A 23,046-nucleotide genomic window follows, 5' to 3' on the forward strand; every position below is an offset into this window, starting at 1 on the left:
GTAAATCACTAGTATAGATATAATTACCTCTTATTTAATAAGGCTGATTTTTAGGCAGATCACTAATTATAAGACTCCTCTGAAAAACAACCTGATCTTTTATAAATAATTAAACTTATCAAAGCAATTATTCTGAAGGATTTTCCAATCTTTTTTCAATACCCCTCCAATGTTTTTTCACTTGAGATTCCATAAGATTAATTGTAGTTGAGTCTTCATCAAAAGCCTCTTGCGCTCTAGACACATAACTCAAAAAGTTACCATAATCTTTCCTGTTTTTACCTAAATGCGAATAATTTTTGTATAGTCCCCTTCTATAGGACTTACGACCAAACTCTTTCGATTTACGATTACAAATCCTTATTTTCCGATAGGTTCTCGTATAGTATTTAAAGAGACTCTTTTCCCTAATACGAACCTCTAATCCATTAAAGCTAAACCCTAAATAATCTAATTCTGCTTTATTAAATTCTAAGTCCGTTATTTGATTATTTGTGTAAAAATAATTTCCTGTCTTTTCAGATTGAATCTCTAGATTGGGAATTTCTCTTCTTACATTTTCTAAAAATTGATGATGCCTTTCATAATTGTAATTCTCAACTTCTCCTTCCAAGGGAATGACGATAATCAAGTCATCACAGTACCTTCTATATAATCCTTTTTTTTCATCAACGTAATTCTTGATTTCTTTATCGAAATCTAGGAGATAAATATTAGAACAGACCGAGCTGATACCAGCACCTTGAGGAATCCCAAAATTCTTAGAGTTCTTATGTATGTTTTTATGCTTAAAAGCTCTAAACTCTTCACCAGTAAAATATCTGTGATTTTTCTTTATTTCACTTTCAGTGTATTTAGTCTTTAAATCAGTTTCTATTGAATCTTTTATAAGATAGCTAAATTTTGTTATGTTTTTAAAAACATTATAATAGTCGTCAGGTAGAGTCTCTTCTTTAAGAACATAACGGATTTTCTCTTTTAAATAACTATGGTCCAGTGTATCAAAGAAATTAGTGAAATCAGCAACGAAAATATATGCCTTTTCTTGTGCTTTGATAAAATCAATAACCTCTTTAGCAAAATGAATATTACTTTTACCAGATAAGTTATTTCGATAAGCGGTAGCTACATCTTTAATACCTAATTCTTCAACAACGGAATTATAATAGTTATTTAGATTGTCACCGTAATATTTATAAATAAAACTGTCAATGTGAGAGGCATAATATATTTTTCGGATTTTTTCTTTCCGTTCTTTTAATTTTCTATTATACTTTTGAAACTTAATCTCAAAATGTATAAACGGGTAAAATCCATGTTTAGCTACCCATTTTGGATTTTGAATTTTAGTCTTAACTTTATCAATAGATTTTTTATTATCTAAGTGTGTATATCCCTTGACTCCATATTTTTTCTTATCCATTTTTGGCAGAGCTAGCGAGGGTATGTAATCGTAGCCTATCACTCTATAAAAGAACCCTCGCAAGCATACTCTCCTTTCAAATTATAGACTATTCCTAACCTATAAAGAGGCTACTAAATGCACTGATAGCATATACTATAACTAGTATATTGAATTGGTTAATTATGACGAATGGAGTTATCCAAATGCCCAATTATTCAGAAGCAGTATCAATCGTTCTTAGTTGCGTTAGCAGTATGATTACAATTGAAATAAAGCTTGACAGAAATTCACCAAATTCCCTCATAACTACTTTTATGAGGCATAAACCATGATAATTTTACCATTTTATTTCTGAATAGTCAAAATTCAATAGCTAGTAGACTAGATGTTCACTCCTTTTTATCTTCCTTAATTTGGAATTTATATGCATATTTCACTATTTATCTAATAATAAAAAAAGGAGCTATTATTAGCTCCTTTTTTTATAGTTCAAATGCCAACTGTGCAGACATTAACTCTGCCTGTTCAATAACAATTTCAATAGCATCCTTCTGAAGATCTGGTGGATAGCCATACTTTTTAAGAAGTCTTTTCACAATAACACGCATTTTTGCACGTGCTGAATCACGCAAATTCCAGTCTATACTCATGTTGTCTTTAATTGACTGTGTAAGTTCATGTGCAATGATTTTAAGCGTATCGTCACCTAATACTTGTTCGGCCGTTTCATGTGAAGATAAAGCATCATAAAAAGCAATTTCCTCTTTAATCATGCCAGTTCCTTCGCCACGTTTATATGCTGCATCCATTTCCTTTGCTAGTGCGATTAACTCCTCGATAACTTTTGATGTTTCAAGAGTACGTTTGTTGTATTTGTTCAGTGCATTATCCAGCATTTCAGAAAATTTACGTGCTTGTATTAAGTTACTACGTTGTACACTTTTCACTTTCCCGTTAATTAAACGGTTTAATAATTCAACTGCTAAGTTTCTTTGTGGTAGTGCACGAACGTCTTCTAAGAACTGATCAGATAAAATTGATATGTCTGGGTTTTCTAATCCAAGCTCTTTGTATACGTCCACAACTTCTTCCGAAATAACTGATTTAGAAATAAGTTGATTAATTTGAGCATCCATTTGTGTTGCTGTTTTCTTTTTACTACCATCACCGATTGTTTTGACGATACTTGCTTTTACTGCTTTGAAGAAACCAATTTTATCGTTTAATTCTTCTGCTTCTGGTGTTGTTGCGCATAGGGCGTAAGCCTTTGATAATTCCGTCACTGTATTTAAAAAGCGTTTTTTCTCTTCTTCTCCTAAACCAATAATATAATCCATTGTATTTATAATTGCTTTAATACGTTGAGAAGATTTTTCCGATTTGTATCCTGAGTAATCATGCTGATAAAGTTGTTCTACCAGGAGTTCATGTTTTTCAAGCATGATATTGACTGCTGCAGCTGTATCAACACCAGCTGTGTTACGATCACTATCTGTATACTGTTTAAGTGCTTGTTTTAAATTATCTGCAATACCAATGTAGTCTACAACAAGGCCACCAGGTTTATCTTTAAAGACTCGGTTTACACGTGCAATAGCCTGCATTAAGTTATGGCCTTTCATAGGCTTATCAATATACATCGTGTTCATAGACGGTACGTCAAAACCTGTTAACCACATATCACGTACAATAACAATTTTTAATGGATCATCATTATCCTTCATACGTCGTGCTAAAAACTCACGACGCTTTTTGTTACCGATAAATGGTTGCCACTCCACAGGATCACTCGATGAACCGGTCATCACAATTTTAATCGCGCCCTTATCATCATCATCTGAATGCCATTCTGGTCGTAGTTTCACGATTTCTTTATACAAATCAATTGCAATACGACGCGACATCACCACAACCATTGACTTACCGAACATGGCCTTTTCACGTTCCTCATAGTGGTGGACAATATCTTTTGCCATCTTTTGTACACGTGATTCCGCACCTGCAACCGCCTCTAAACGAGACCATTTCGATTTCAATTTTTCTTTAACAGATGTTTCTTGATCCTCAGTAATTTCATCATAGTCTTCATCAATTGATAAACCTTCTGGAAGCTCTAGTGGGATAACGCGTGATTCATAGAAAATTTTTACTGTTGCTCCGTCTTCTACTGCTTGTGACATATCATATACATCAATATAATCACCAAATACAGCAGGTGTGTTTTTATCTGTTGCTTCAACAGGTGTTCCTGTAAATCCAATAAATGATGCATTCGGCAACGCATCACGAACATACTTTGCAAAACCGTATTTCACTTCACCTTGACGATCTTTCTGATTAGAAATTGATGCACCGAACCCATATTGAGAACGATGCGCTTCGTCTGCCATAACAATGACATTTTTACGGTCGGTTAAGCAAGGCATTTCCCCTGTATCTTCGTCTGGTGCAAATTTTTGAAGAGTGGTAAAGACAATACCACCCGACTCCACACTTAATAGCTCTCTTAAATCATCACGTGAATCTGCTTGACTTGGTGTTTGACGCAGAATATCTTTAGACATTGAGAATGTTTTGTATAGCTGATCGTCTAAATCGTTACGGTCTGTTAGTACAACAAGTGTAGGGTTGTTCATCGTTTTAATCAGTTTTCCAGCATAGAATACCATAGATAGACTTTTTCCTGATCCTTGAGTATGCCAAATAACTCCGATTTTATGGTCTCCGTCTTTTGCTGTTGCTTGTATCGCCCTTTCGACAGCTTTATTAACGGCATGATATTGGTGGTACGCTGCTAAAATTTTGAACGTGTCAACACCGTCTGTTTGGAACAAAACAAAGTTTTGGACAATATCAAGTAAACGGCTTGGCTCCATCATACCCTTTATCATGACTTCAAGCTGGGGGTCAGCAGAACTTGCTAGTGTTTCCCCATCAACGGTACGCCATTTCATAAAACGTTCCTCATTGGCAGTTAATGAGCCCGCACGAGCATTAACACCGTCACTTGCGAGTAAAAATGCATTGTAACGAAACAGCGTTGGAATGGTTTGCTTATATGTTTGTAGTTGATTATAGGCGTCAGTAATATCAACATTTTCATTTGTTGCATTTTTAAGTTCAATAACAACGAGTGGTAGGCCATTTACAAATACGATGATATCTGGACGTCTATTCGCTTGTCCTTCAATAACTGTAAACTGGTTCACTGCAATGAAGTCGTTATTCTTTGGATTTTCAAAATCAAATACATAAACAGATACAGTTGGATTGTAACCATCTTTACCTTGTGTTTGAATTTCAATTCCATCTGTCACAAGCTTATGAAATTGCTTGTTATTTAAAACGACGTTGGGGGAAGCATTTGCAACTATCTTTTGAATCGCTTCTTCAATGACTTTTCGCTCTATTGTTGGATTAATCTTTTGTAATGAACGACTTAATCGGTCAAGTAATATAACATCGTGGAAACTCTCACGTTCAGAGTAATCACCATCTGGTGCAATGTCAGGACCCTCAAGGATTTCATAATCCAATTCTTCTAACCATTCAAGTGCTGCGATTTCTAATTCTGATTCGTTATATTGAAACAACTAACTCACCACCGATTCATCTGGTATTACGATTTCTCCCGATAGCAATTTGGGGAGAAGAATATCGCGGAGTTCTTTTAAGTAAAGATTTTCATGTGTTATATCTTGTATCTTTTTAAGCATTGGTGAAATTTTTTTTTCGAAATTTAATAATGTGCTTTCATCTGGTATAACAATTTTATAGCTAGATATTTGTTTCCATCCCGATCTGGGCATACGAGTTCCTGTAGCCGTATTACTAGTGTATTCTATAAATCTATCTTGTATTAAGTTTAAAAGAAGATATGATTTCTCAAATGATTGCTTAGAATTGAAAACCAAAATATCCGTAGAACAAACCCCATCTATAGAAGCAACACCTACTTTTTTAAAATATGGGCGCAACTTTCCAAAAAGAATATCATCTTTTTTAAATAAGCTTTTATTTCCAGAAACCTTTTCACTACTTTCCCAATTAGACAGTGCAATGCTCCCTTGAGGCATGTGTTCTAATCCTATATAGTTAAATATTTCTTCAGTTTTATCTAAATTAACTTTGTCTTTAACTTGCTCACATACCTCCCCTATACATCCAACTTTCCATCCTCTGGGTATTCCTCCTAATTCACTTTCTACTATCGCGCCACCATTAGATTTATATGGTAAACCTTTTTCATTTGGGAATTCAAAATCGATGAACCAGTATTTAAAAAGTGTTTTTGGGATTTTTTCCAAATTAGAAATTATTCTGTAGTTATTATCATGTTTTTTTTCTATTAAAGTGATAAATGAAGCAATTTTTTTTTGCTCATCTAAAGAAGGAATTTTTATATTAAGACGTTGTAAATCGTTAATAGTAATTTGTGATTGAGCCGATCCACTGTCTAAATACCTTAAATTTAATGAATGTAAATATAATTGCATAAACTTTTTATCACATTTGCTTTCGTCTAATTCTATAATTATAGCAAGATTCGTTATGTAGCTTTTGGATGGAGCTAATTTTACATCTCCAGTTCCACCTACCCCTCGAGCAACTATTATTAGAGCCTGTTCCTCATACATATATTCTGAATAATATCCTGATATTTTATATCCTGTATAAATAGGGTATCCGTTTTGTACTTTTTTGTCTGCTTTAGGCATTTTCCCATACTTGAATTTAGCAATATCTCCTAATTCCAATTCTTTAAAATTCATATCCAATGCCCCCTAAAGCTTGTCGGATTTGTTCCTCTAACTCTTTCGATTTTGTAAATTGCGATGATAGTTCAATTGTTAAACGTTCCATTTTTTCTTCAAATAGTTCACCATCATCTTCTTGCTCTGCTAAACCAACATAGCGACCAGGTGTTAAAATATAATTATTTTCTCGAACTTCTTCTAATGTTGCAGCTTTTGCAAAGCCTAGTGCATCTGCATATACTTGATCATTTGTACCACGCCAAGCATGGAATGTATCCGTAACTTTCTTAATATCTTCCTCACCAAATTCTTTGTGTGTGCGGTCTGCCATTTTCCCGAGATTACGTGCATCAATAAATAAGATTTCTTTATTGCGTTCCCGTTTACCAGCCTTCGATTTATTTTTAGAAACGAACCATAAGCATACAGGGATTTGAGTTGAATAGAATAGTTGACCAGGTAATGTCACGATACATTCAACTAAATCATTTTCAATTAAATTTTTACGAATATCACCCTCACCACTCGTGCTAGAAGACATCGAACCATTCGCTAATACGAAGCCTGCTGTACCAGCTGGTGCTAATTTAGAAATCATATGTTGTACCCAAGCAAAATTCGCATTCCCTTTTGGCGGAATACCATATTGCCAACGAACATCATCTGTTAATTTTTCTCCCCCCCAATCACTAATGTTAAATGGTGGATTCGCTAAAATATAATCGGCTTTTAACCCTTTATGTAAGTCATTGTGAAATGTATCCGCATTGTGTGCTCCTAGATTTGCATCAATCCCTCGAATCGCTAAGTTCATTTTGCATAGTTTCCATGTTGTCGGATTCGACTCTTGACCATATACAGATAAGTTATCAATACGACCTTGATGCTCTTTAACAAATTTAGATGATTGCACGAACATACCACCAGAACCGCATGCAGGATCATATACACGTCCTTTGTACGGTTCTAGCATTTCAACGAGTAATTGAACGACTGTTGAAGGCGTATAGAATTCGCCCCCATTTTTTCCTTCTGCGCTTGCAAATTTACTTAGGAAGTATTCATAAACGCGTCCTAAAATATCTTTTGAACGACTTTCTTCATCACCAACTTTGAATGAGAACAAGTCGATTGTTTCACCTAAACGGGTTTTATCAAGCTCTGGTCGTGCGAATGATTTTGGAAGTACCCCAACAAGTGAAGGATTTTCTTTTTCAATCGCTACCATTGCAGCATCGATAAATTGACCGATTTCTGGTTTTTTTGCATTGTCTTTGATGAATGACCAACGTGCTTCCCGTGGTACAAAGAAGATATTGTCTGCTAAGTATTCATCCAGATCTTCCTCATCCGCCCATTCATCTGCTTTTAATTCCTCATACTTTTCTTCGAATGCATCAGATACGTACTTTAAAAACAGTAATCCAAGCACAACGTTTTTATATTCACCGGAATCCATGGATCCACGTAGTTTATCTGCCATTTGCCATAGCTTTTCTTCAAATCCTAAGTTTACTGTAGCCATTATGTTGCCTCCTCTATAATCCATAAGTCATACTGTAATAGTCATGATGAACAACCTTTTTCCTCATCATGACTATTATATCAGTTCTAACTGAAAATAAGATGACTACATAAATAATCTAATAAAAAGTTCATAAGTTATTTATGGGTTACTTATAAACGTTGTTATGAAGCTTATTTTTTGATTTATAGGACATACTAACAATATTATTTTGGAGAGAACTTTAACTATAAGAATAAGCCTTTATTATTATATACAAAGGCTTATTTTGACGAGTTTTCTCTATAATATGTTACTTTTATCAAGAACAATTTTTTCTTGATTTGCATTTTTGTAATATTTTAGATTTATATTACTATTATTCTGTTAAAAACGTTCGTAAAAGTGTATATTTTTTAGAAGACGTTCGTAATTCAATTTCAAAATTAAACGAACGGTAGAAATAGTAGATTTCTTATATAAAATAAACGACCGTAAAAGTATACTTTTACGGATATTGAATTTGTTTATGTTTAAAAACTTTAAAGGAATATAGTCAAAGATTTTCTTTGAATTATTAATGATAATATTAGATCTAGTTATTTTAATGGATTTCATTGGAAGTTCCATAGTATACACATCTTGTATAATTTTTGCCTCCTTAAAGTAGTTATATCGTTTAATTCTTTAAAGAGTGGGCAATATAAACAGGGAATAAGGAGGAGGAATAAGCTATATGAACAAAAAAATGGTATTACTCTGTATTTCATTAGCTGGTGCTTTAACTGCAGGACCTCTTACAGGTTGTTCTAATCAAAATGATTCATCCCAGAATACATCACAAAATGAAAATAGCTCTTCTGAAAAAAAATCAAATTTACAACAGTATTCCAGAGATCCTGATAGTAAACAGGATGAAGATTTTGATTTAATAGGAACGCTAGATAAAGAGACAAACGATGAGTTAACACTTGTTATTGATGATAAAAAGGTAAAGGTACCTAAAAGTGATTCGTTTAAAAAGGAAAAAGATACACCTAAGAATATTGATGGAAAACAAGTAAGCGTAGAGATTAATGCTAAAAATCAAAATGCAGAAAGCTTAGAGTTAACTCCTCAAGCAAAAGCAGATTCAAATGGTATATACGAAAAAGATGCGGATGGAGATTACAGTGTAATTGGAAAATTAATCAATGAAACAGATAATGACGTAACAATAGAAGTGTCTAGTGGAAAAAAGACTTATAAAAAATCTAAAGACTTTGAGCAAGATAACGACAATATGTCGGGAGATAGTAAAAATAAAGTAGTGCGATTAGAAGTAAAAAAGAATGATGAAGTTGAAAGTCTTGAGATAGATCCAGAGGATCAATAAATGGAATAGAGAATTTAAGTAGCTTATTTGTTTTACTTATAATGTATGTTTTTTTCTTTTTAAAAAGGGTAAGAACCAAATAAGATCATGTTAATTCTTAAAGTTAACACTTTTCCCCTTTTACACACTATTTCGTTGGATATAGGCGCCATAATAGGCGTCCTTTTTTTGCACAAAAAAAGGCAAACCACTATGTTTCCATGAATATAGATAGGAGAATAATGTAGAAGGGGAAGGTGTGAATGATAAGAAAGTTATCTATTCCTATTTTAATTTTAGTGATACTATGGACAATTATTCTTTGCCTGGAAAAACAAGTTATTGTGGCCTGTTTTCTATGGATCGTTTATAGCGCCTTACAATTTTTTCGAAGGGCATAATTTTTATCTTCTAAATAAAGATTTTTAGGCAAGTATATGAATCATACATAAGAAGATTTCTAATAGACCTTTGAATTCCTTTAGCAATACTACAAACTTAACCTCCTTATATAAACAAAAGACACTGGATCTTAACCAGTGTCTTTTGTTTATCCTTTTATTTTATGCTCAATAATTTTTATAGAGATGTCATTTATGTAAATCATTAGACACTTTTCAATTCCCTTGGATCTGTTACTTTGTTTTTGTATTTTTTTTCAAATTTATTAAACATGGATATATTCGCTAGTACTCCTACAGCAAACATAAGCAAGGTAAGAGAAGAACCACCGTAACTGACAAATGGTAACGTTACGCCTGTGATAGGAAGAATCCCCGTTACTGCTCCCAGGTTAACGAATGCTTGAATACCAATCATGACCGAAATTCCAATGGCTAACAAAGCACCAAAAGGATCATTGCATCTTTTAGCTATTTTTAAGCCTTGTAAAATAATAAAAAATAGCAACACCAATACAAGCAGTACTCCCCAAAAACCTAATTCTTCAGCAATAACTGCCATAATAAAATCTGTATGAGACTCAGGTAGATAACCAGCCTTTTGAATACCTTGTCCTAACCCTTGACCAGCTAGCCCCCCAGTGCCTATAGCTAGGTAGGAGTTAACCAATTGGTAGCCATCTCCTTGCTGATTTGCAAAAGGATGGAGAAAACCAGTGAAACGAGCTAAACGAACAGGAGAAAAGACTGTATCTATATGTCCCGTTACTAATAAAACAACTAACATAACGATTACACCTATTACTCCCAATAAAGCAATCTTTAGCATGGATTTTCTAGAGATACCTGAACATAAGACAATAGCTGCAACTGTACCTAAAATAAGGAGAATTCCACCGTAATCGGGTTGTAAAGCAATTAAGAAGCAAATAAAAAATACGATAAGGATAGGTGGAATAATAGCACGCTTTAAATCGTTAATATACTCTTGTTTATTCGCAAAAACAGCCGATAGGTATACAATAATCGTTAGTTTCGTAAATTCAAGTGGTTGTATTCTAATTGGACCTAGTATAAGCCAACTCTGTGCATTCCCGGCGGTATGTCCAAAAATAAGAACCAAAGCAAGAAGCGTAATTACTGTTACTAATAAGATTTTTAATACTTTTTTTTCTCGATAAATTTTATAGGGAATAAAGGCAGCGACACAGAAAAAGAAGAAGCCTGCTATAAGAGCAAGTTTTTGCTTTTGATAAAAATAATCCCCTTCAACACCGTAACGACTAACCGCCGTTACCATACTAGCACTGTAAACCATGACTAAACCGATGAGGCTTAGAACAATTAAGGCTGCAATAAATTTGTAATCATAACATTTTACTATTTTCTTAAACATAAAAACTCCTCGTTCCTTGCAAGTGTAAGAATCTTATTTTTATCATAAAACAAAAATTCTTAGTAGATTATATAGAGTAAAAAGAACACTCAAAAGTATAATACCAGTTCCTCGTGCTTTGTTCTTTCCTACGATATAATCATTTATACCATGTAAGAGAAAAGATACTGAAACCATAAGAACGGCTATATTGTACCAGTAATCGCTGTCAAATAGCCAGGCTATACTCATACAAATAAGCAATACAATCAACGTTGCATTTCGAATTCGATTATCAATAAAAATTTGCGCATATTTCATAAAAATCTCCCACTACTATTTCTTTTATTATATATCGATACGTTTTATTCTTTCCTCTCCGTCTCGCCTTATTAACTTATACACTTCTTAGACATCCCTGTTTTTAAGATTAATAATCCTCTTTCTTCCAAAAGGTTAGGACATATAGAATGTTTTGGTATATAATAAGTTGTTTTGTATGTTTTAATTATAAACATTAGGATAAGGAAAACAATAAAAAGCGAACCCTTTCTTTTCTATGCTATTCGTTATTATACAGCTACGTTAATTTTAGTACTTTTTTTACCTGATTAAAATATGAAGAGAGCCTTATTACTTATTTAGTATTCTCACACTTGAACGTGAGAAATAAGGAGAATTACTATGTCATTTCTTACTATAGATCATTTCTTTCATTTCTTAATACTCGATATCATCTTTAGTTTCCTCCTGCTTTGTTTTATTATTTTTATAGATAAATATTTTGGTAAAAATAAAGATACAAGTGAAGAAAAGAAAAGGAAATATCAGAAAGATTTCCTTGCCTTGTTAGCAGTTGGATTAATCGTTTATTTTATGTAACATACTATAATGTATAGAAACATTAATCACATGGAGGAGCAGTAGCATGATTCGAACAATCGCTATTACACAGGATCTACACGTCAAAGAAGATATACCCCTTGATCACTTGTCTGATCCTTCAATTAAGTGGTTCTGGGTAGACCTTGCCTCTCCATCTGAAGAGGAAGCAAAAGTGTTAGAGACGTTTTTCCATTTTCATCCTTTAGCTATCGAAGATTGTCTTCATTTATTACAACGTCCTAAACTTGATTATTATGAGGGTTACAGCTTTTTAGTTCTTCATTATTTAAACAGCAACACGTTAGATGTTGAAGAAGTAGACTTATTTATTGGAGAAAATTATTTAGTGACCTTTCACTTTAAACCGGTAATCAGTATTAAAACAGTACAACAACGCCTTTTACAACATCCTAGTGGATTTAATAAAGGAGTGTCTTATATTGCCTATGCGGTTCTAGACCAATTAGTGGATGATTACTTCCCAATTGTGTATGAAATTGAGGATAAATTAAATGAAATTGAAAGCAGAGATGCCAAAAAATCAATTGCTTTACTAATGAATGATGTTTTTGATATCCGAAGTGATTTATTAAAGCTCAGAAAAACCATTCTTCCTATGCGTGATCTGTTATATCGAATTATTAATTCTGAACGTTTACATATACCTGCGGAGCAGAAAGCCTATTTCAATGACATCTATGACCACTTGATAAAATTAACAAGCATGGTGGAAGCTAATCGAGATATGACATCAGATATGAGAGATAATTACCTTTCACTTAACGCCAATCGGATGAACTCCATTATGATGACGTTAACCATTATCTCCTCTATTTTCATCCCTCTTACATTTGTCGTAGGGCTATATGGAATGAACTTTGATTATATGCCTGAACTTCACTGGCACTACGGATATTATATTGTTTTAGGAGTTATGATTTTAATGACCATCGGTATGATTCTCTGGTTTAAACGAAAAGGCTGGTTTAATGTCAATAAGTAGGAAGGGCAGGAAGGAAGCTCTCTAATATTTTTAAAAATAAAAAGCATCCATTTACGAATTGCCACTGCTTTTTCATTATGCTAGTATGTACTCAATGGTTATCAATTTGCTTACTTTATGCGTTGAGTTATAAAGTGGAAATTGAGACAAAAAACACCTCTCTTAGAGAGGTGTTTTTTGTCTTTATTATATATATCCTCACAATTCCCTACGTCTATTCAAAGAGAATGACTACACAAATATATATGTTAAAAAGTATGTCTTAAAAAGAACAAATAGAAAACTACCTCAGATTGTGAGGTAGCTTATAAGGGAAACTTAATATGAAATTTATTTCACAATAAATCATAATGAATTTTTGCTATAAATACTATCTTTTCCATTGCAAGCATATGAATAAAAGGTGCGTTTCTTATGCATCATCTCTTCAACTACCTGTAAGGAGAACTCCGTCATATCAACGATGTATAAAAAGCTGCATAATCAATAAAACTCTTCTTTCTGCGGGCCCTTGCCTACCAAGGGTTCTTTTTTGTGGTGTGTTCCGGAAAGAGTGATTATGTTGACTAGAAATTACTGTTCTCTGTATTTAAAATGTACGTAACTAAGTATATTCAAAGGAGATGTCTCGTTTTGTTGAATTATATATGGATCGATGGAGATTTACCTATTTTGTCCCAATTACCTAATGACTTTAATTCTGCTGCTATTCTATTCCACCCTTTTATTCAAATGCCCTCTGGTTGGGATAAATTAAAGAGAGAAAATCCTTATCAGCATATATATCCTAGTGATGAGGAAATGCTTAAACTTGGAGAACCAATATCATGGAAAGAAGTAATGGCCAAATGTAATTTAAAATCCTACAAGGAACTATTCAGAGCGTTGCAACACCTTACTGGTGTGCCTAGTGATGAATATAAAAAATTAGCCCCTTATGTTAAGTCTAATCCAGATTTTTATTACCCCGAAGAAGATCGTACATCGTTGTTTATACTAAATAGTTTAGTAGAGATCCTCTGTTCAAAAGAGGCAAATACTTTATATTTTTCTGAACCTATTCACGACACAAACGGTTCATTTAAAGTCAATGATATGTCACCTTTAGAAATAGCTAACTTATCTCCTAACGAGTCAATTATCACAGATGAAAATACAGATTTTGCATTTATGGGGATCTATGATTCGTTTATAACATTGCTTTTAGCTAAAGATACAAATATTGAGGATACAATTAAGTCTCTAAACCTTGAAGCTTTAATATGTGATAAAGAAACATACCTTAATTCGTTTATTTAATAGGTACCGATAAAATCCATTATGTTAACTTTGGCATAGGATATGGAAAGATTTCAGTGTATTATAAAGAATATAAGTGGAGGTAATTTATGTTCTTTAAAAACTTATTTAATAAGGAAAAATGCAAACATAATACATATAAATTAGAAGCTGATTTCTCGGCAGATCCCATCTGGTGTAATAATTGTGGAGAAAATCTTGATCTTGAAGAATTTCCTTTGTCTGAAAATCTTAAAGGTGAGCTTGAAGAGTGGATTGATGATTATGGAAACTGGATTGATTTTGATACCGATTCTTTAAGGGAAAATGGAATGGAAATGGAAACGGAATATAACAGAAAAGGCCAACAGCTCTTTGAAGAAGTAAAAAAACAATTAGGTATAGACTATCCGATTGTTTTTGTTCCTTCTAAATCAGGAGAACTATATAAAGACCTATAAGAAAAATAAGCAGTCCTCTTATTAAGGACTGCTTATTTTTCATTACCGATAATACCTGTTATGTAAATTAAAAATGAATATAATAGACAAAGGGTATTTTGTTTAAAACTAAGGAGATCAGTATGAAAAAAAGAATTAAATCTCAATTAGAAATACTAGTAGGGTCTAAGTTAAGCAATATTGGAAGAGCATCTAATCTGTTTTGGCTTGAATTTGGAGAAGCATTATCTGTAATTAGAAGAGGAAAAACTCAAGAATTAGCTGAATATGCTTTAAATATTCAATGTTCATGGCGTATTACCAAAGATAATAAAATTTTAGTAGCCTCACGGGATTTCTATTCTCCAAGAACAGGATTAGATGATGGGAACGAGCATTTCGAATGGGATGTGCAAGGAAATAATCGATTCGATGAAAGAATCGAATACTTTATAAGAAGTTTAAAAGAACCATTAACTGTAGAAAGTATTGATTCGGATGAATTTGGAGGACTAAAGGTTATTTTGTCTAATGGCTTTACACTAAACGTTTTTCCAGATATTTCAGAGGATGATGAATACAGTGAGTTTTGGAGATTCTTTACTCGTGGTAAGGATAGTTTCCATTTTGTCGTTGCAGGTAATGGTATTGAGAAGGATTTTAACTAGGAAATACATAAAATAAAAACGGTACCTTTATTAAGGACCGTTTTTGTTTTACTACCTATAAGTGGTTTTATGTCAACTAGAAAGAAATATATAAACATATACTTTAACACCGTTATATATAGACCTGCGGTATTATGTCAATTCAAAAATAAAAGAATGTAAAGTTATCAAAGGGCAATTTGCTTAAAAAAAGCATCACGAAACTAGACCAGTAACTAATGTAATTTACTGGAAGTTATTTGAAAGGTAGCGATGACATGTTTTATGTCATATTTTCACGCACCTTTCTGGCGTAAAGAGTTGGTGACTGCGTAGTAGCGCATCCACCAATCGCACAAATTTTCTTGCGGTTAGAACGAGTGCACGTTTGTGTTGATGTTTTGGTACTTCATTATATTTTTTTATGTAATATTCCTGATAGTCTGATACATGCCTTCTTACTGAGTTGGCGGCTTCAACTAAGTAATAACGCAAGTAGTGATTACCAGTGCGAGATAATGAAGTATCTTCAGCTGTAAAACGACCAGATTGATGTTTCCTCCAGTATATTCCGGCGTATTTAGCGATTTTGGTTTCATCTTCAAATCTTTCAATTTGACCAATTTCAGCGATGATACCGGCAGCGAATACAGGACCTACTCCAGGAATGGATTCAAGTGTTTGAGTTAATCCAGCCATAATTTTCTTAATAGACTTTTCTAATTCCTTGATTTGCTGTTGAAACGTACGAATAACTGTGATTGATGTACCTAAAATGACATCTATGGAATCTTCGACTACCTTATCCAAACGATAAGAAGCTTTTACAGCTCTTTGAATGGACGATGCTATACACCTTGGATCACCAAAGCGATTTTTGCCTTTTTCCTGTAGGAACTCAGCGAGTTCTTCTAAAGGCATATTGGCGAGTTCCTCTAAACTGAATTTTTCGAGAAATAGTTCCATCATGGCGTTGCCAAATACAGAAGAATCTACTTCTTGTGAAAATGTATTACATTTAAAACTTAGATGTTGAAGAAAGTGCTGCTTTTCTTTTGTTAACATCTTGACGAGTTGATAGCGAGTTCTTGTTAATTGCTGCAGCGCCACGTATTGGCTCTCTTTCACGATGGACATTTGATTACGTCCAAATCGTAAATAATCGGCAATGACAAAGGCATCAAGCTCATCTGTTTTATCCATGTCAGAATAGCTTTTCTTAAAGTTTGCGATTTGCTTAGGGTTTAGGAGAAATACCTTTGCTCCAAAGCGCTGTAAGTCTGTATCGTGATGAAGAAACATAGAAGGATGAAAGCTGTAAACAGATGTTGATTCTAGGCCTATTTTAAGCATTTCTACTTCTTTACCATCGACACACTTTAATAATTTTTCTTTTAGTGTGGTAGCTCCTGGTAAGTCATTACTGACCGAAAAAGCATCTATTTTGTCTCCTTCTTCATTCAAAAAGCAAACTTTCATATCAAACGAACTTACATCTAGACCAACAAATAATCTCACGTAAGAGACCTCCTTTCGATTTAGAATCATTTTCTTGGACGTCTCGAGATATCTCTAGTGTGTACGCCGACCAACAACCTCGTGTATAAGAGCTTATCCTGAATCGAAAGCCGCCCTAGAGCCACTATCATCTAGGTTCGAGGGTCAGGGTGCTCAGCCTGCGAGTAGGATGTCCCGCGCGTTCACTGAGAAACACTCTTTATAATGTGGTAGATCCACAGGGGCGAGAAGAATTGTCCCAAATGATCCTAAGATCATTATCTAGAAATATCTTGAGACGTCCAAGCATTTTATTTAAATGGCTCTCATTGTAGAGAAAGTCTAAGCTTGAAATAGAGCTTAAATATAATATACGAGGGGTGTTAAGTATGGGAGTATCTTTTTATAATGGCCAAATATGTGTTGAAGGTATAATCTGCGGATCGTTTATAGAAATAGGAATTACTTTCATAGCTTTGCTCGTTATATATGTAGCTTACGAAGTAATCTATAAAAAACCAACAAAAGCTCAATGTGTGATTACAGAGCCTTTGTTGGTTTTTATCAAAATTTGCGCAACTTATTTAATCTATATAGATAAGCTATATATGGGAGGCCGGGAAAGACTAGGATAATAATTGAAATTATTAATAAAATCTCGCTAATATTTCCGATGTATTCAGGTAACCAACCATATAAACTCATAATATTAAATAATAAAAACATTATACTTATAATAAGAGTAATTAAAGCAGCTTTACCCATTTGCTTTTTTTCCCTTTCATATTTTTCAATTATTGTTACTTTGTCTGAATAAATTGGCTTTGCTTTCATAGAGGCACTAAATATATGAATTTCATTTCCAATTGAGCAAGCATGTGACCATCCTGCCTCTTCAAAATACATGAAATACTCTTCATCTGCATCTGGCTGAAAATCCATTGAGTATTGTATTTCTTGTGGTTCAGCCTTTTTTAATTTGTAACCAAATAAAGCAAAACGATCTAAAATCCATCCCTTTTTTGCATAGTTACTAAGTTTTTCTAAATCTTTTTCTTCAGAAAATGCGATTCCACCACTCATTATATACTTTGTTTGTTTCACATTACAGACCTCCCTTTCGGTTTAAAATTTCTTCAGCATGTTTAATCATTTCTTTTCTACGCTGTACTTCTTTCTTTAATAGTTCAATGCCTTTATCTGTTGCTACATACGTCTTCTTTTTGTCATTTTCTTCATCACATAACTTAATTAATTTCGCTGATAAGAGCTTTTTTATAGTGGTATACATAGATGCAGGTCCAATCGAAAATTGATTACTTGTCATAGCTTCAATTGTCTTCATAATAAGATAACCATGTTTGGCTTCTACTAAGGACAGTAAAATATAGTAAGAAGTATCTGTGAGTTCTCCCATTTCTAATGAATCATTTCTTGGCATTATGAACCTCCTTATATCATTAAATGATATATCATTAATTAATATATATCATTTAATGATATAAGTGTCAAATAGGTAAACTAAATTTTATTTAAAAAAGATCCCCAGAACTTTGCAAAGTTCTGGGGATCTTTTCATTTCCTATAAGAGACATTATGGTAACTAAATTTATATATCGTATACAATTTTATCTTGCCTTATGTTATATGATATAAAAGAAAAAAAGAGATTATGGAAGAGGTAAAATGATGTCCGTTACGTTTTATATAGCAGATAACGAAGAAGAAACTAATGTTGCTGAATATGGTGTTTATTTAGAAGATGAAGTACATGATTATTTACGAAAAAAAGAAAAAGGAAAACGCTACGAATTTGAGTTATTAATTAACTTAGATCCCTATGGCAATAAGCAATTTAATATACATGAGGTAAAAAGGCTGAAGAGGATATGTGAGCTTATTTTAAAAGATTATAAAGAGTCCTTTGTAATAGAATTCGTACAAGAATTATATAGCTTATGTACTGAGGCTTTAGATAGAAACAAGCTTATATTTGCCTTGGGAGATTAATTTTTTTAACTACCAGAATACGTTTTATGTAAATAAGATATACATATCCAATAGGATTATTGTATCTTAAATAAAGCTGAATAGATTATAGATTAATTGAGGAGCATAAAACATGTTTAATTTTAGAAAAAAAGAGAAGAAATTTTATTTAGATGCAAGCCAAATAAAACAACTCATTGATTCATATGAAGGATGTATGGCAACTGATAGGATTACAGTAGATGGTTGTAAGGTTGGTTATATGTATAGAGAAGAACCCTATGAATATAACGAAGCAGATAGTGGTTGGAGATTTCTTTCTGGAGATGAAGATGATCGTTACATGAATAATTCTAAAAAACATGGTGTTTATCTGGTAAATACAATATGCAATTATGATCCAGATATAATCCCGTTTCTTGACGCAGAACCTGGTACTGCATATATTCGTGATGAAAAAGGCAATTTCGTTCTTGATGAGGAATAAAACCTGCCTGTCGATACATCACATTACGTTAAATAAGCTTGTATATGATAGGCTCTTTTAACATTCCTTGTTATTCTACTTATAACTAAACTTTTGATTGAAAGGAATTACATATAGTGAATTCAAAAAAGTCAGTGCAAGTAGGAGATATCTTTGCTACTCCATTGCCGATGAATAAGTATGGTGCAGTTAAAGTAATGAATATAATTGATCGCTCTTATCTTCTTGGTATTACAAATTATATAGGTGAACAGAGGCCTACAATTGCTAATCAAAATGTTCGTCAAATTTTAATTACTAAGTCTTTACTTAATGAAAAAGAAGAACCGACATTTAAGTGGGTAGATGGAAGATTACCTGAAGAGTTAATCTATATTGGAAACATTCCTTTAGTTCAAGAGGAATTGGGTATAGAGTCAAATGTGTACGGAGGGATATGGTCAAAGGAATGTGGGATGGATGTTTACTATAAATGGCGAGAAGAAACAGATCCTCAAGGGTTTAAAAGTGAGATGCAGAAGAAAATAGAAGAAGCTGACGCCAATGCTCGTAGAAACAAGATTATGAAACCAAAGAAAATGATAGATGATCAAGTCTTCTGGAGCATTATCTCTTTATTAGATTGGGGTAAAGAAGATGAAGAAGCGATTGTAGAGGCTGCTATTAAGGAACTTTCTACTTTGACTGTATGGCAAATAAGACATTTTGAGGAGGCTCTGTCTTATAAACTTTTCTTATTAGATACGGAAGAACATGCAAAAGAAATAGGAGAATATTGTTTTTCTCAACAAGATCAACAGTTCTCACCTGACCTTTTTTTATATGCCAGATGTGCAGTCGTTGCTCGTGGTAAAGAAGTTTTTGAAGATATCTTATCCAATCCTTCAAAAATGCTTAAGGACACTGAATTTGAAATCTTATTGTCTCTTTCATCGGAAGCCTATTATGTAAAAAAGGGTAAAGAATTCGATTATGAAAGTGGATGTAGTTATGAGACGTTTTCAAACAAGGAAGGCTGGCAGAATACTCTCTAAGAACTAAAAGTGAGCTGAAAAGCTCACTTTTTATATTCATACTACCAATAATACGTTTTATGTTAACTAGTTCTTTATATCGTATCTATTATAAAAATAAAAAAAGAGCTACCTATAGCTCTTTTTTTATTTTACTTAATAGCTCTATTAAGGTTATCTTCTGCTTTTTTCATAGGCTTATATACAAATACGTGTAAAGATAGCCCTATAATTGCGGTGATATTTAAAATAATGCTCATAATTGGTAATGTCCATTCAAAGAACGTAGGTAAATGTCCATTCATACTTATAGTAGAAGAACTAACTCCTATTATTAAAATGGAAATTAGTAAGGGTAAATTTTTTATCAATGTAAATCCTCCTATACATTTTCACTTTTATATTACCATAAAAAGAAAAAAATGTATTTATGGTAGGTTTTCCGATAAGTTACTTTATGTTAACTAAGGGTGTAACATATTAATTATACCGTTTAAAGAGATTCACTTACTAAGGACCATTTTTGTATTTTTTTGTATATATTGGATACAAGGAGGTTTTTTATGACTTATAATAAGAATAAATTAAAACTAGTAGAGGCTACTTTATGTGGAACTGGAATTGGAGCCATCTTAGGAATACTAGCTTATACAAATAATTGGCTAGGATAAGTAATTTATTAGATGAAAAAAAGCCGTTTTCTCTAACGGCTTTTTTTGTGTCGTATTTTTATTTTCTCGGAAACTAGTTATTAAAAAATAAACTTTTTCCCCAATGTAAACTAAGCGTTGTCATATGTATACCAAGGGTTTATAGCTTTATGTGGATTAAGAAAATACACTGAATATGAAGGAGGAAGCGAAGATGAGACTTGGTGAACAAATACGAAAGATACGTAAAAATGAAAATCTTTCACAAGAGCAGTTGGGACAAAAAATGAATGTTACCAGACAAGCTATTTATAAATGGGAAAGTGGAAAAGGATACCCTGACATTCAAAATCTAATTATGCTAAGTGAATTATTTGAAATTAGTCTCGACGAGTTAATAAAAGGAGACAGTTCTTTTCAAGGTAAAATTAAAGTGAAAGGAGGTACAGGTATGTTCTCTAATCGTAATCTCTTATCAGCATTAAACTACTTTAGCTTGTTTTTTGCTCCGGTTTTTTTTCCACTCATCACACTGATATTTGGATATAAGGAAATGAAGCAACACGGAAAAAGAGCATTTATATCTCACTTAATTCCGACTGTAACGCTCATCATTATAGCAATTACCTATTACCTATCTGCAAAAGTAGAAGGAGCAAATACGCCTAATTCCATATTAGTTAGTGGCTGTACGATTTTAATCTCCCTGATCACAATGGGCGTTATTATATGGAACATTAAGGAAGGCATAAAACAATTAAGGTCGTAAATATAGAACCTTTTTATTTCTACCGAGAATAATTGTGATATTAACTTGAAATTAATGATATAATTACCTTTAAATGTATAATCACTGTGTTTATTTGTTAAATACATTTCTTATATAAGAAAACATGGTAGGGAAAGGGTTAAGTAATTATGAAAGAAGAGAAAAAAGAGCATAAATTTGAATTTTTATTTTATGTCGTACCAGCTGCGATTTTATTTTTCCTAGATAAATATTATTTCCACTTCTTTGATTAATTCAAGAAATCTATACTACATATTTATATTCAGACAAAAGAAGCCTAAGTAAAAGGCTTCTTTTGTTTCTACCCAGAACGTACATTATGTAAATTAAAATACTTTATTTATCCATAAATGTTATTATTTATAGTATACATATAAATGAAAGGTGGAATGTTTATGGAAAATAGGTCAGTTGTAGCTTACATTTTAATCTTTTTATCATTGGCATTATCAATTTATTTATTTGTTAGCCCAAGCTTATTAGTTCCGAAAGGTTATGAATTAGCTATTGATGGCTATCTAATATCTCGAACATTAGTAATGATTTTTACTTTATATTTAGTTTCCAAATTGGGATATGCTCTATTAAATAAAAAAGGTTAACTCATTAGAGCTAACCTTTTTTATGCTACCTAGAAGAGTAATTACGTTAACTAACTTTATATATTCTATACAACATAAAAAAGGGAAAAACTACTGCTCCTGCACAGTAGTTTTCCTAGTCGTTGAAATATAGATGTTACGCTGATGCTCTATTGCATCCTGAGTAGTTTACTCAATAAACAAATTTTTATTCATCATAGATAGTTTCAATAGAATAAGTTATACAATTGGTTTATAAATTATAAACATAGGACAACTTAGATTGAAATAAAAAAGGGGGTTATAATGTATGTCCCAAACTACGATTCCCAGAGCTGCTGTGCGTGGTACAGCTTCTGGAGTTATCTTCATGGCGTTTTTCGGTACTCTTTGGGCAGGAATTGGAATTAGAGGAATGCAAGGGTGGGAATTTCCTGTACTTATCACCCTATCTTTATTGATTGGAGTCATATTATTTATCAGTGCAATTGCATTAATAAAGAATTCTCGTCAATTAACTAATGAAGTAATTAAAAAGGATGGGGATCGTTGGAGAAAAAAGAATAGATGGTTCGGTATTATTTTCATTTTAGAAGGTCTTTTTATTGCTATTGCTGCTTTTATTTGTGTATCTACTAATCACTTAAATTTGTTTGTTCCTGTTATGGCCCTTATTGTCGGTGCTCATTTTTTCCCTCTAGCATCCCTATTTCAAGTTCCAATTTATTATATTACGGGGACACTTCTGTGCTTACTTGCAACTATTACCATGTTAACTTTTCCTGTGAAAATAATAATAAGTGATCATCAAATTATGGCATGGTGGGTATCTGTAGGTTTTGGCTCAGCTCTAATATTATGGGGAACTGGAGTAATCGTTTGCCTTAAAGGATTTAGGCTACTTAGCATAGCTCAGCATGGAGATGAAAATAGTAAGATATCTACACGATTATAATGTGCTTTTCACTACCGGTAAATTGTTTTATGTTA

20 protein-coding genes are annotated in these 23,046 nt (G+C 32.8%); 11 read left to right on the forward strand and 9 right to left on the reverse strand.

Annotated features, from left to right (window positions below; translation table 11 throughout):
- Nucleotides 1-127 precede the first annotated feature (127 nt).
- From ACFX4G_RS21535 to ACFX4G_RS21550, 4 genes are all read right to left on the reverse strand, one after another.
- The gene (locus ACFX4G_RS21535) at nucleotides 128-1,486 is read right to left on the reverse strand and encodes a reverse transcriptase domain-containing protein (RefSeq protein ID WP_377576789.1); all 1,359 of its coding nucleotides are present in this window, start codon (nucleotides 1,484-1,486) and stop codon (nucleotides 128-130) included.
- A 401-nt stretch (nucleotides 1,487-1,887) separates the two neighbouring features.
- Nucleotides 1,888-4,998, reverse strand: coding sequence for a type I restriction endonuclease subunit R (locus ACFX4G_RS21540; RefSeq protein ID WP_377576792.1), 3,111 nt, complete (start codon nucleotides 4,996-4,998; stop codon nucleotides 1,888-1,890).
- Nucleotides 4,999-6,177 (reverse strand): restriction endonuclease subunit S, encoded by a 1,179-nt coding sequence (locus ACFX4G_RS21545; RefSeq protein WP_377576795.1) that lies wholly within the window; start codon nucleotides 6,175-6,177, stop codon nucleotides 4,999-5,001.
- Nucleotides 6,167-7,687 (reverse strand): class I SAM-dependent DNA methyltransferase, encoded by a 1,521-nt coding sequence (locus ACFX4G_RS21550; RefSeq protein WP_377576798.1) that lies wholly within the window; start codon nucleotides 7,685-7,687, stop codon nucleotides 6,167-6,169. The genes ACFX4G_RS21545 and ACFX4G_RS21550 overlap by 11 nt, the downstream gene beginning before the upstream one ends.
- A 715-nt stretch (nucleotides 7,688-8,402) precedes the next feature.
- Here ACFX4G_RS21550 and ACFX4G_RS21555 point away from each other — a divergent pair.
- Nucleotides 8,403-9,041: a hypothetical protein gene (locus tag ACFX4G_RS21555; protein ID WP_377576801.1), complete on the forward strand. Its 639-nt coding sequence runs from the start codon at nucleotides 8,403-8,405 to the stop codon at nucleotides 9,039-9,041.
- A 585-nt stretch (nucleotides 9,042-9,626) separates the two neighbouring features.
- Here the strand turns inward: ACFX4G_RS21555 and ftsW are convergent.
- Nucleotides 9,627-10,817 (reverse strand): putative lipid II flippase FtsW, encoded by a 1,191-nt coding sequence (gene ftsW / locus ACFX4G_RS21560; RefSeq protein ID WP_377576804.1) that lies wholly within the window; start codon nucleotides 10,815-10,817, stop codon nucleotides 9,627-9,629.
- A gap of 907 nt (nucleotides 10,818-11,724) precedes the next feature.
- Between ftsW and corA the strand changes: the two genes are divergently transcribed.
- From corA to ACFX4G_RS21580, 4 genes are all read left to right on the forward strand, one after another.
- A complete protein-coding gene (corA, locus tag ACFX4G_RS21565; protein WP_377576807.1) occupies nucleotides 11,725-12,684 on the forward strand; it encodes a magnesium/cobalt transporter CorA in 960 nt (319 codons plus the stop codon).
- A gap of 633 nt (nucleotides 12,685-13,317) precedes the next feature.
- Nucleotides 13,318-13,983, forward strand: coding sequence for a DUF2711 family protein (locus tag ACFX4G_RS21570; RefSeq protein WP_377576810.1), 666 nt, complete (start codon nucleotides 13,318-13,320; stop codon nucleotides 13,981-13,983).
- Between the two features lie 89 nt (nucleotides 13,984-14,072).
- Nucleotides 14,073-14,423: a hypothetical protein gene (locus ACFX4G_RS21575; protein WP_098804025.1), complete on the forward strand. Its 351-nt coding sequence runs from the start codon at nucleotides 14,073-14,075 to the stop codon at nucleotides 14,421-14,423.
- Nucleotides 14,424-14,545: 122 nt separating this feature from the next.
- The gene (locus ACFX4G_RS21580) at nucleotides 14,546-15,070 is read left to right on the forward strand and encodes a hypothetical protein (RefSeq protein ID WP_342314870.1); all 525 of its coding nucleotides are present in this window, start codon (nucleotides 14,546-14,548) and stop codon (nucleotides 15,068-15,070) included.
- Nucleotides 15,071-15,337: 267 nt separating this feature from the next.
- Here the strand turns inward: ACFX4G_RS21580 and ACFX4G_RS21585 are convergent, their stop codons facing one another.
- From ACFX4G_RS21585 to ACFX4G_RS21595, 3 genes are all read right to left on the reverse strand, one after another.
- On the reverse strand, nucleotides 15,338-16,567 hold the full coding sequence (locus ACFX4G_RS21585) for an IS110 family RNA-guided transposase (RefSeq protein ID WP_377576813.1): 1,230 nt from the start codon (nucleotides 16,565-16,567) through the stop codon (nucleotides 15,338-15,340).
- Nucleotides 16,568-17,110: 543 nt separating this feature from the next.
- Nucleotides 17,111-17,650 (reverse strand): DUF2812 domain-containing protein, encoded by a 540-nt coding sequence (locus ACFX4G_RS21590; protein WP_377576816.1) that lies wholly within the window; start codon nucleotides 17,648-17,650, stop codon nucleotides 17,111-17,113.
- A gap of 1 nt (nucleotide 17,651) precedes the next feature.
- Complete coding sequence (locus ACFX4G_RS21595; RefSeq protein WP_354348392.1) at nucleotides 17,652-17,987, reverse strand: PadR family transcriptional regulator; 336 nt, start codon at nucleotides 17,985-17,987, stop codon at nucleotides 17,652-17,654.
- A 248-nt stretch (nucleotides 17,988-18,235) separates the two neighbouring features.
- On the opposite strand from ACFX4G_RS21595, the gene ACFX4G_RS21600 reads away from it, so the two are divergent.
- The 3 genes from ACFX4G_RS21600 to ACFX4G_RS21610 all read left to right on the forward strand — a co-directional run bounded on the left by ACFX4G_RS21600 (nucleotide 18,236) and on the right by ACFX4G_RS21610 (nucleotide 20,056).
- On the forward strand, nucleotides 18,236-18,556 hold the full coding sequence (locus ACFX4G_RS21600) for a hypothetical protein (protein WP_272812605.1): 321 nt from the start codon (nucleotides 18,236-18,238) through the stop codon (nucleotides 18,554-18,556).
- A gap of 112 nt (nucleotides 18,557-18,668) precedes the next feature.
- Nucleotides 18,669-19,022 carry a DUF2185 domain-containing protein gene (locus ACFX4G_RS21605; RefSeq protein ID WP_140457147.1) on the forward strand — a complete coding sequence of 118 codons (354 nt, stop codon included), beginning with the start codon at nucleotides 18,669-18,671 and terminating at the stop codon, nucleotides 19,020-19,022.
- Nucleotides 19,023-19,138: 116 nt separating this feature from the next.
- Nucleotides 19,139-20,056, forward strand: coding sequence for a DUF4240 domain-containing protein (locus ACFX4G_RS21610; protein ID WP_272812606.1), 918 nt, complete (start codon nucleotides 19,139-19,141; stop codon nucleotides 20,054-20,056).
- 131 nt (nucleotides 20,057-20,187) lie between these two features.
- Here ACFX4G_RS21610 and ACFX4G_RS21615 read toward each other — a convergent pair whose 3' ends face one another.
- The gene (locus ACFX4G_RS21615) at nucleotides 20,188-20,406 is read right to left on the reverse strand and encodes a hypothetical protein (protein WP_050691106.1); all 219 of its coding nucleotides are present in this window, start codon (nucleotides 20,404-20,406) and stop codon (nucleotides 20,188-20,190) included.
- A gap of 493 nt (nucleotides 20,407-20,899) precedes the next feature.
- Between ACFX4G_RS21615 and ACFX4G_RS21620 the strand changes: the two genes are divergently transcribed.
- From ACFX4G_RS21620 to ACFX4G_RS21630, 3 genes are all read left to right on the forward strand, one after another.
- Complete coding sequence (locus ACFX4G_RS21620; protein ID WP_050691107.1) at nucleotides 20,900-21,454, forward strand: helix-turn-helix domain-containing protein; 555 nt, start codon at nucleotides 20,900-20,902, stop codon at nucleotides 21,452-21,454.
- A gap of 416 nt (nucleotides 21,455-21,870) precedes the next feature.
- Complete coding sequence (locus tag ACFX4G_RS21625; RefSeq protein ID WP_377576823.1) at nucleotides 21,871-22,077, forward strand: hypothetical protein; 207 nt, start codon at nucleotides 21,871-21,873, stop codon at nucleotides 22,075-22,077.
- Between the two features lie 289 nt (nucleotides 22,078-22,366).
- Nucleotides 22,367-23,011 (forward strand): hypothetical protein, encoded by a 645-nt coding sequence (locus ACFX4G_RS21630; RefSeq protein ID WP_377576826.1) that lies wholly within the window; start codon nucleotides 22,367-22,369, stop codon nucleotides 23,009-23,011.
- Nucleotides 23,012-23,046: the final 35 nt, after the last annotated feature.

The sequence above is a fragment of the Priestia sp. YIM B13486 genome, from assembly GCF_042787865.1.
In the GTDB taxonomy this organism is placed as follows: Bacteria; Bacillota; Bacilli; order Bacillales; family Bacillaceae_H; genus Priestia; species Priestia megaterium.

Coding starts and splice junctions, on each gene's coding strand:
- ACFX4G_RS21545 (WP_377576795.1), bottom strand. CDS start 6,177: ATGAATTTTAAAGAATTGGAATTAGGAGATATTGCTAAATTCAAGTAT.
- ACFX4G_RS21550 (WP_377576798.1), bottom strand. CDS start 7,687: ATGGCTACAGTAAACTTAGGATTTGAAGAAAAGCTATGGCAAATGGCA.
- ACFX4G_RS21555 (WP_377576801.1), top strand. CDS start 8,403: ATGAACAAAAAAATGGTATTACTCTGTATTTCATTAGCTGGTGCTTTA.
- ftsW (WP_377576804.1), bottom strand. CDS start 10,817: ATGTTTAAGAAAATAGTAAAATGTTATGATTACAAATTTATTGCAGCC.
- corA (WP_377576807.1), top strand. CDS start 11,725: ATGATTCGAACAATCGCTATTACACAGGATCTACACGTCAAAGAAGAT.
- ACFX4G_RS21575 (WP_098804025.1), top strand. CDS start 14,073: ATGTTCTTTAAAAACTTATTTAATAAGGAAAAATGCAAACATAATACA.
- ACFX4G_RS21580 (WP_342314870.1), top strand. CDS start 14,546: ATGAAAAAAAGAATTAAATCTCAATTAGAAATACTAGTAGGGTCTAAG.
- ACFX4G_RS21595 (WP_354348392.1), bottom strand. CDS start 17,987: ATGCCAAGAAATGATTCATTAGAAATGGGAGAACTCACAGATACTTCT.
- ACFX4G_RS21600 (WP_272812605.1), top strand. CDS start 18,236: ATGTCCGTTACGTTTTATATAGCAGATAACGAAGAAGAAACTAATGTT.
- ACFX4G_RS21605 (WP_140457147.1), top strand. CDS start 18,669: ATGTTTAATTTTAGAAAAAAAGAGAAGAAATTTTATTTAGATGCAAGC.
- ACFX4G_RS21620 (WP_050691107.1), top strand. CDS start 20,900: ATGAGACTTGGTGAACAAATACGAAAGATACGTAAAAATGAAAATCTT.
- ACFX4G_RS21625 (WP_377576823.1), top strand. CDS start 21,871: ATGGAAAATAGGTCAGTTGTAGCTTACATTTTAATCTTTTTATCATTG.
- ACFX4G_RS21630 (WP_377576826.1), top strand. CDS start 22,367: ATGTCCCAAACTACGATTCCCAGAGCTGCTGTGCGTGGTACAGCTTCT.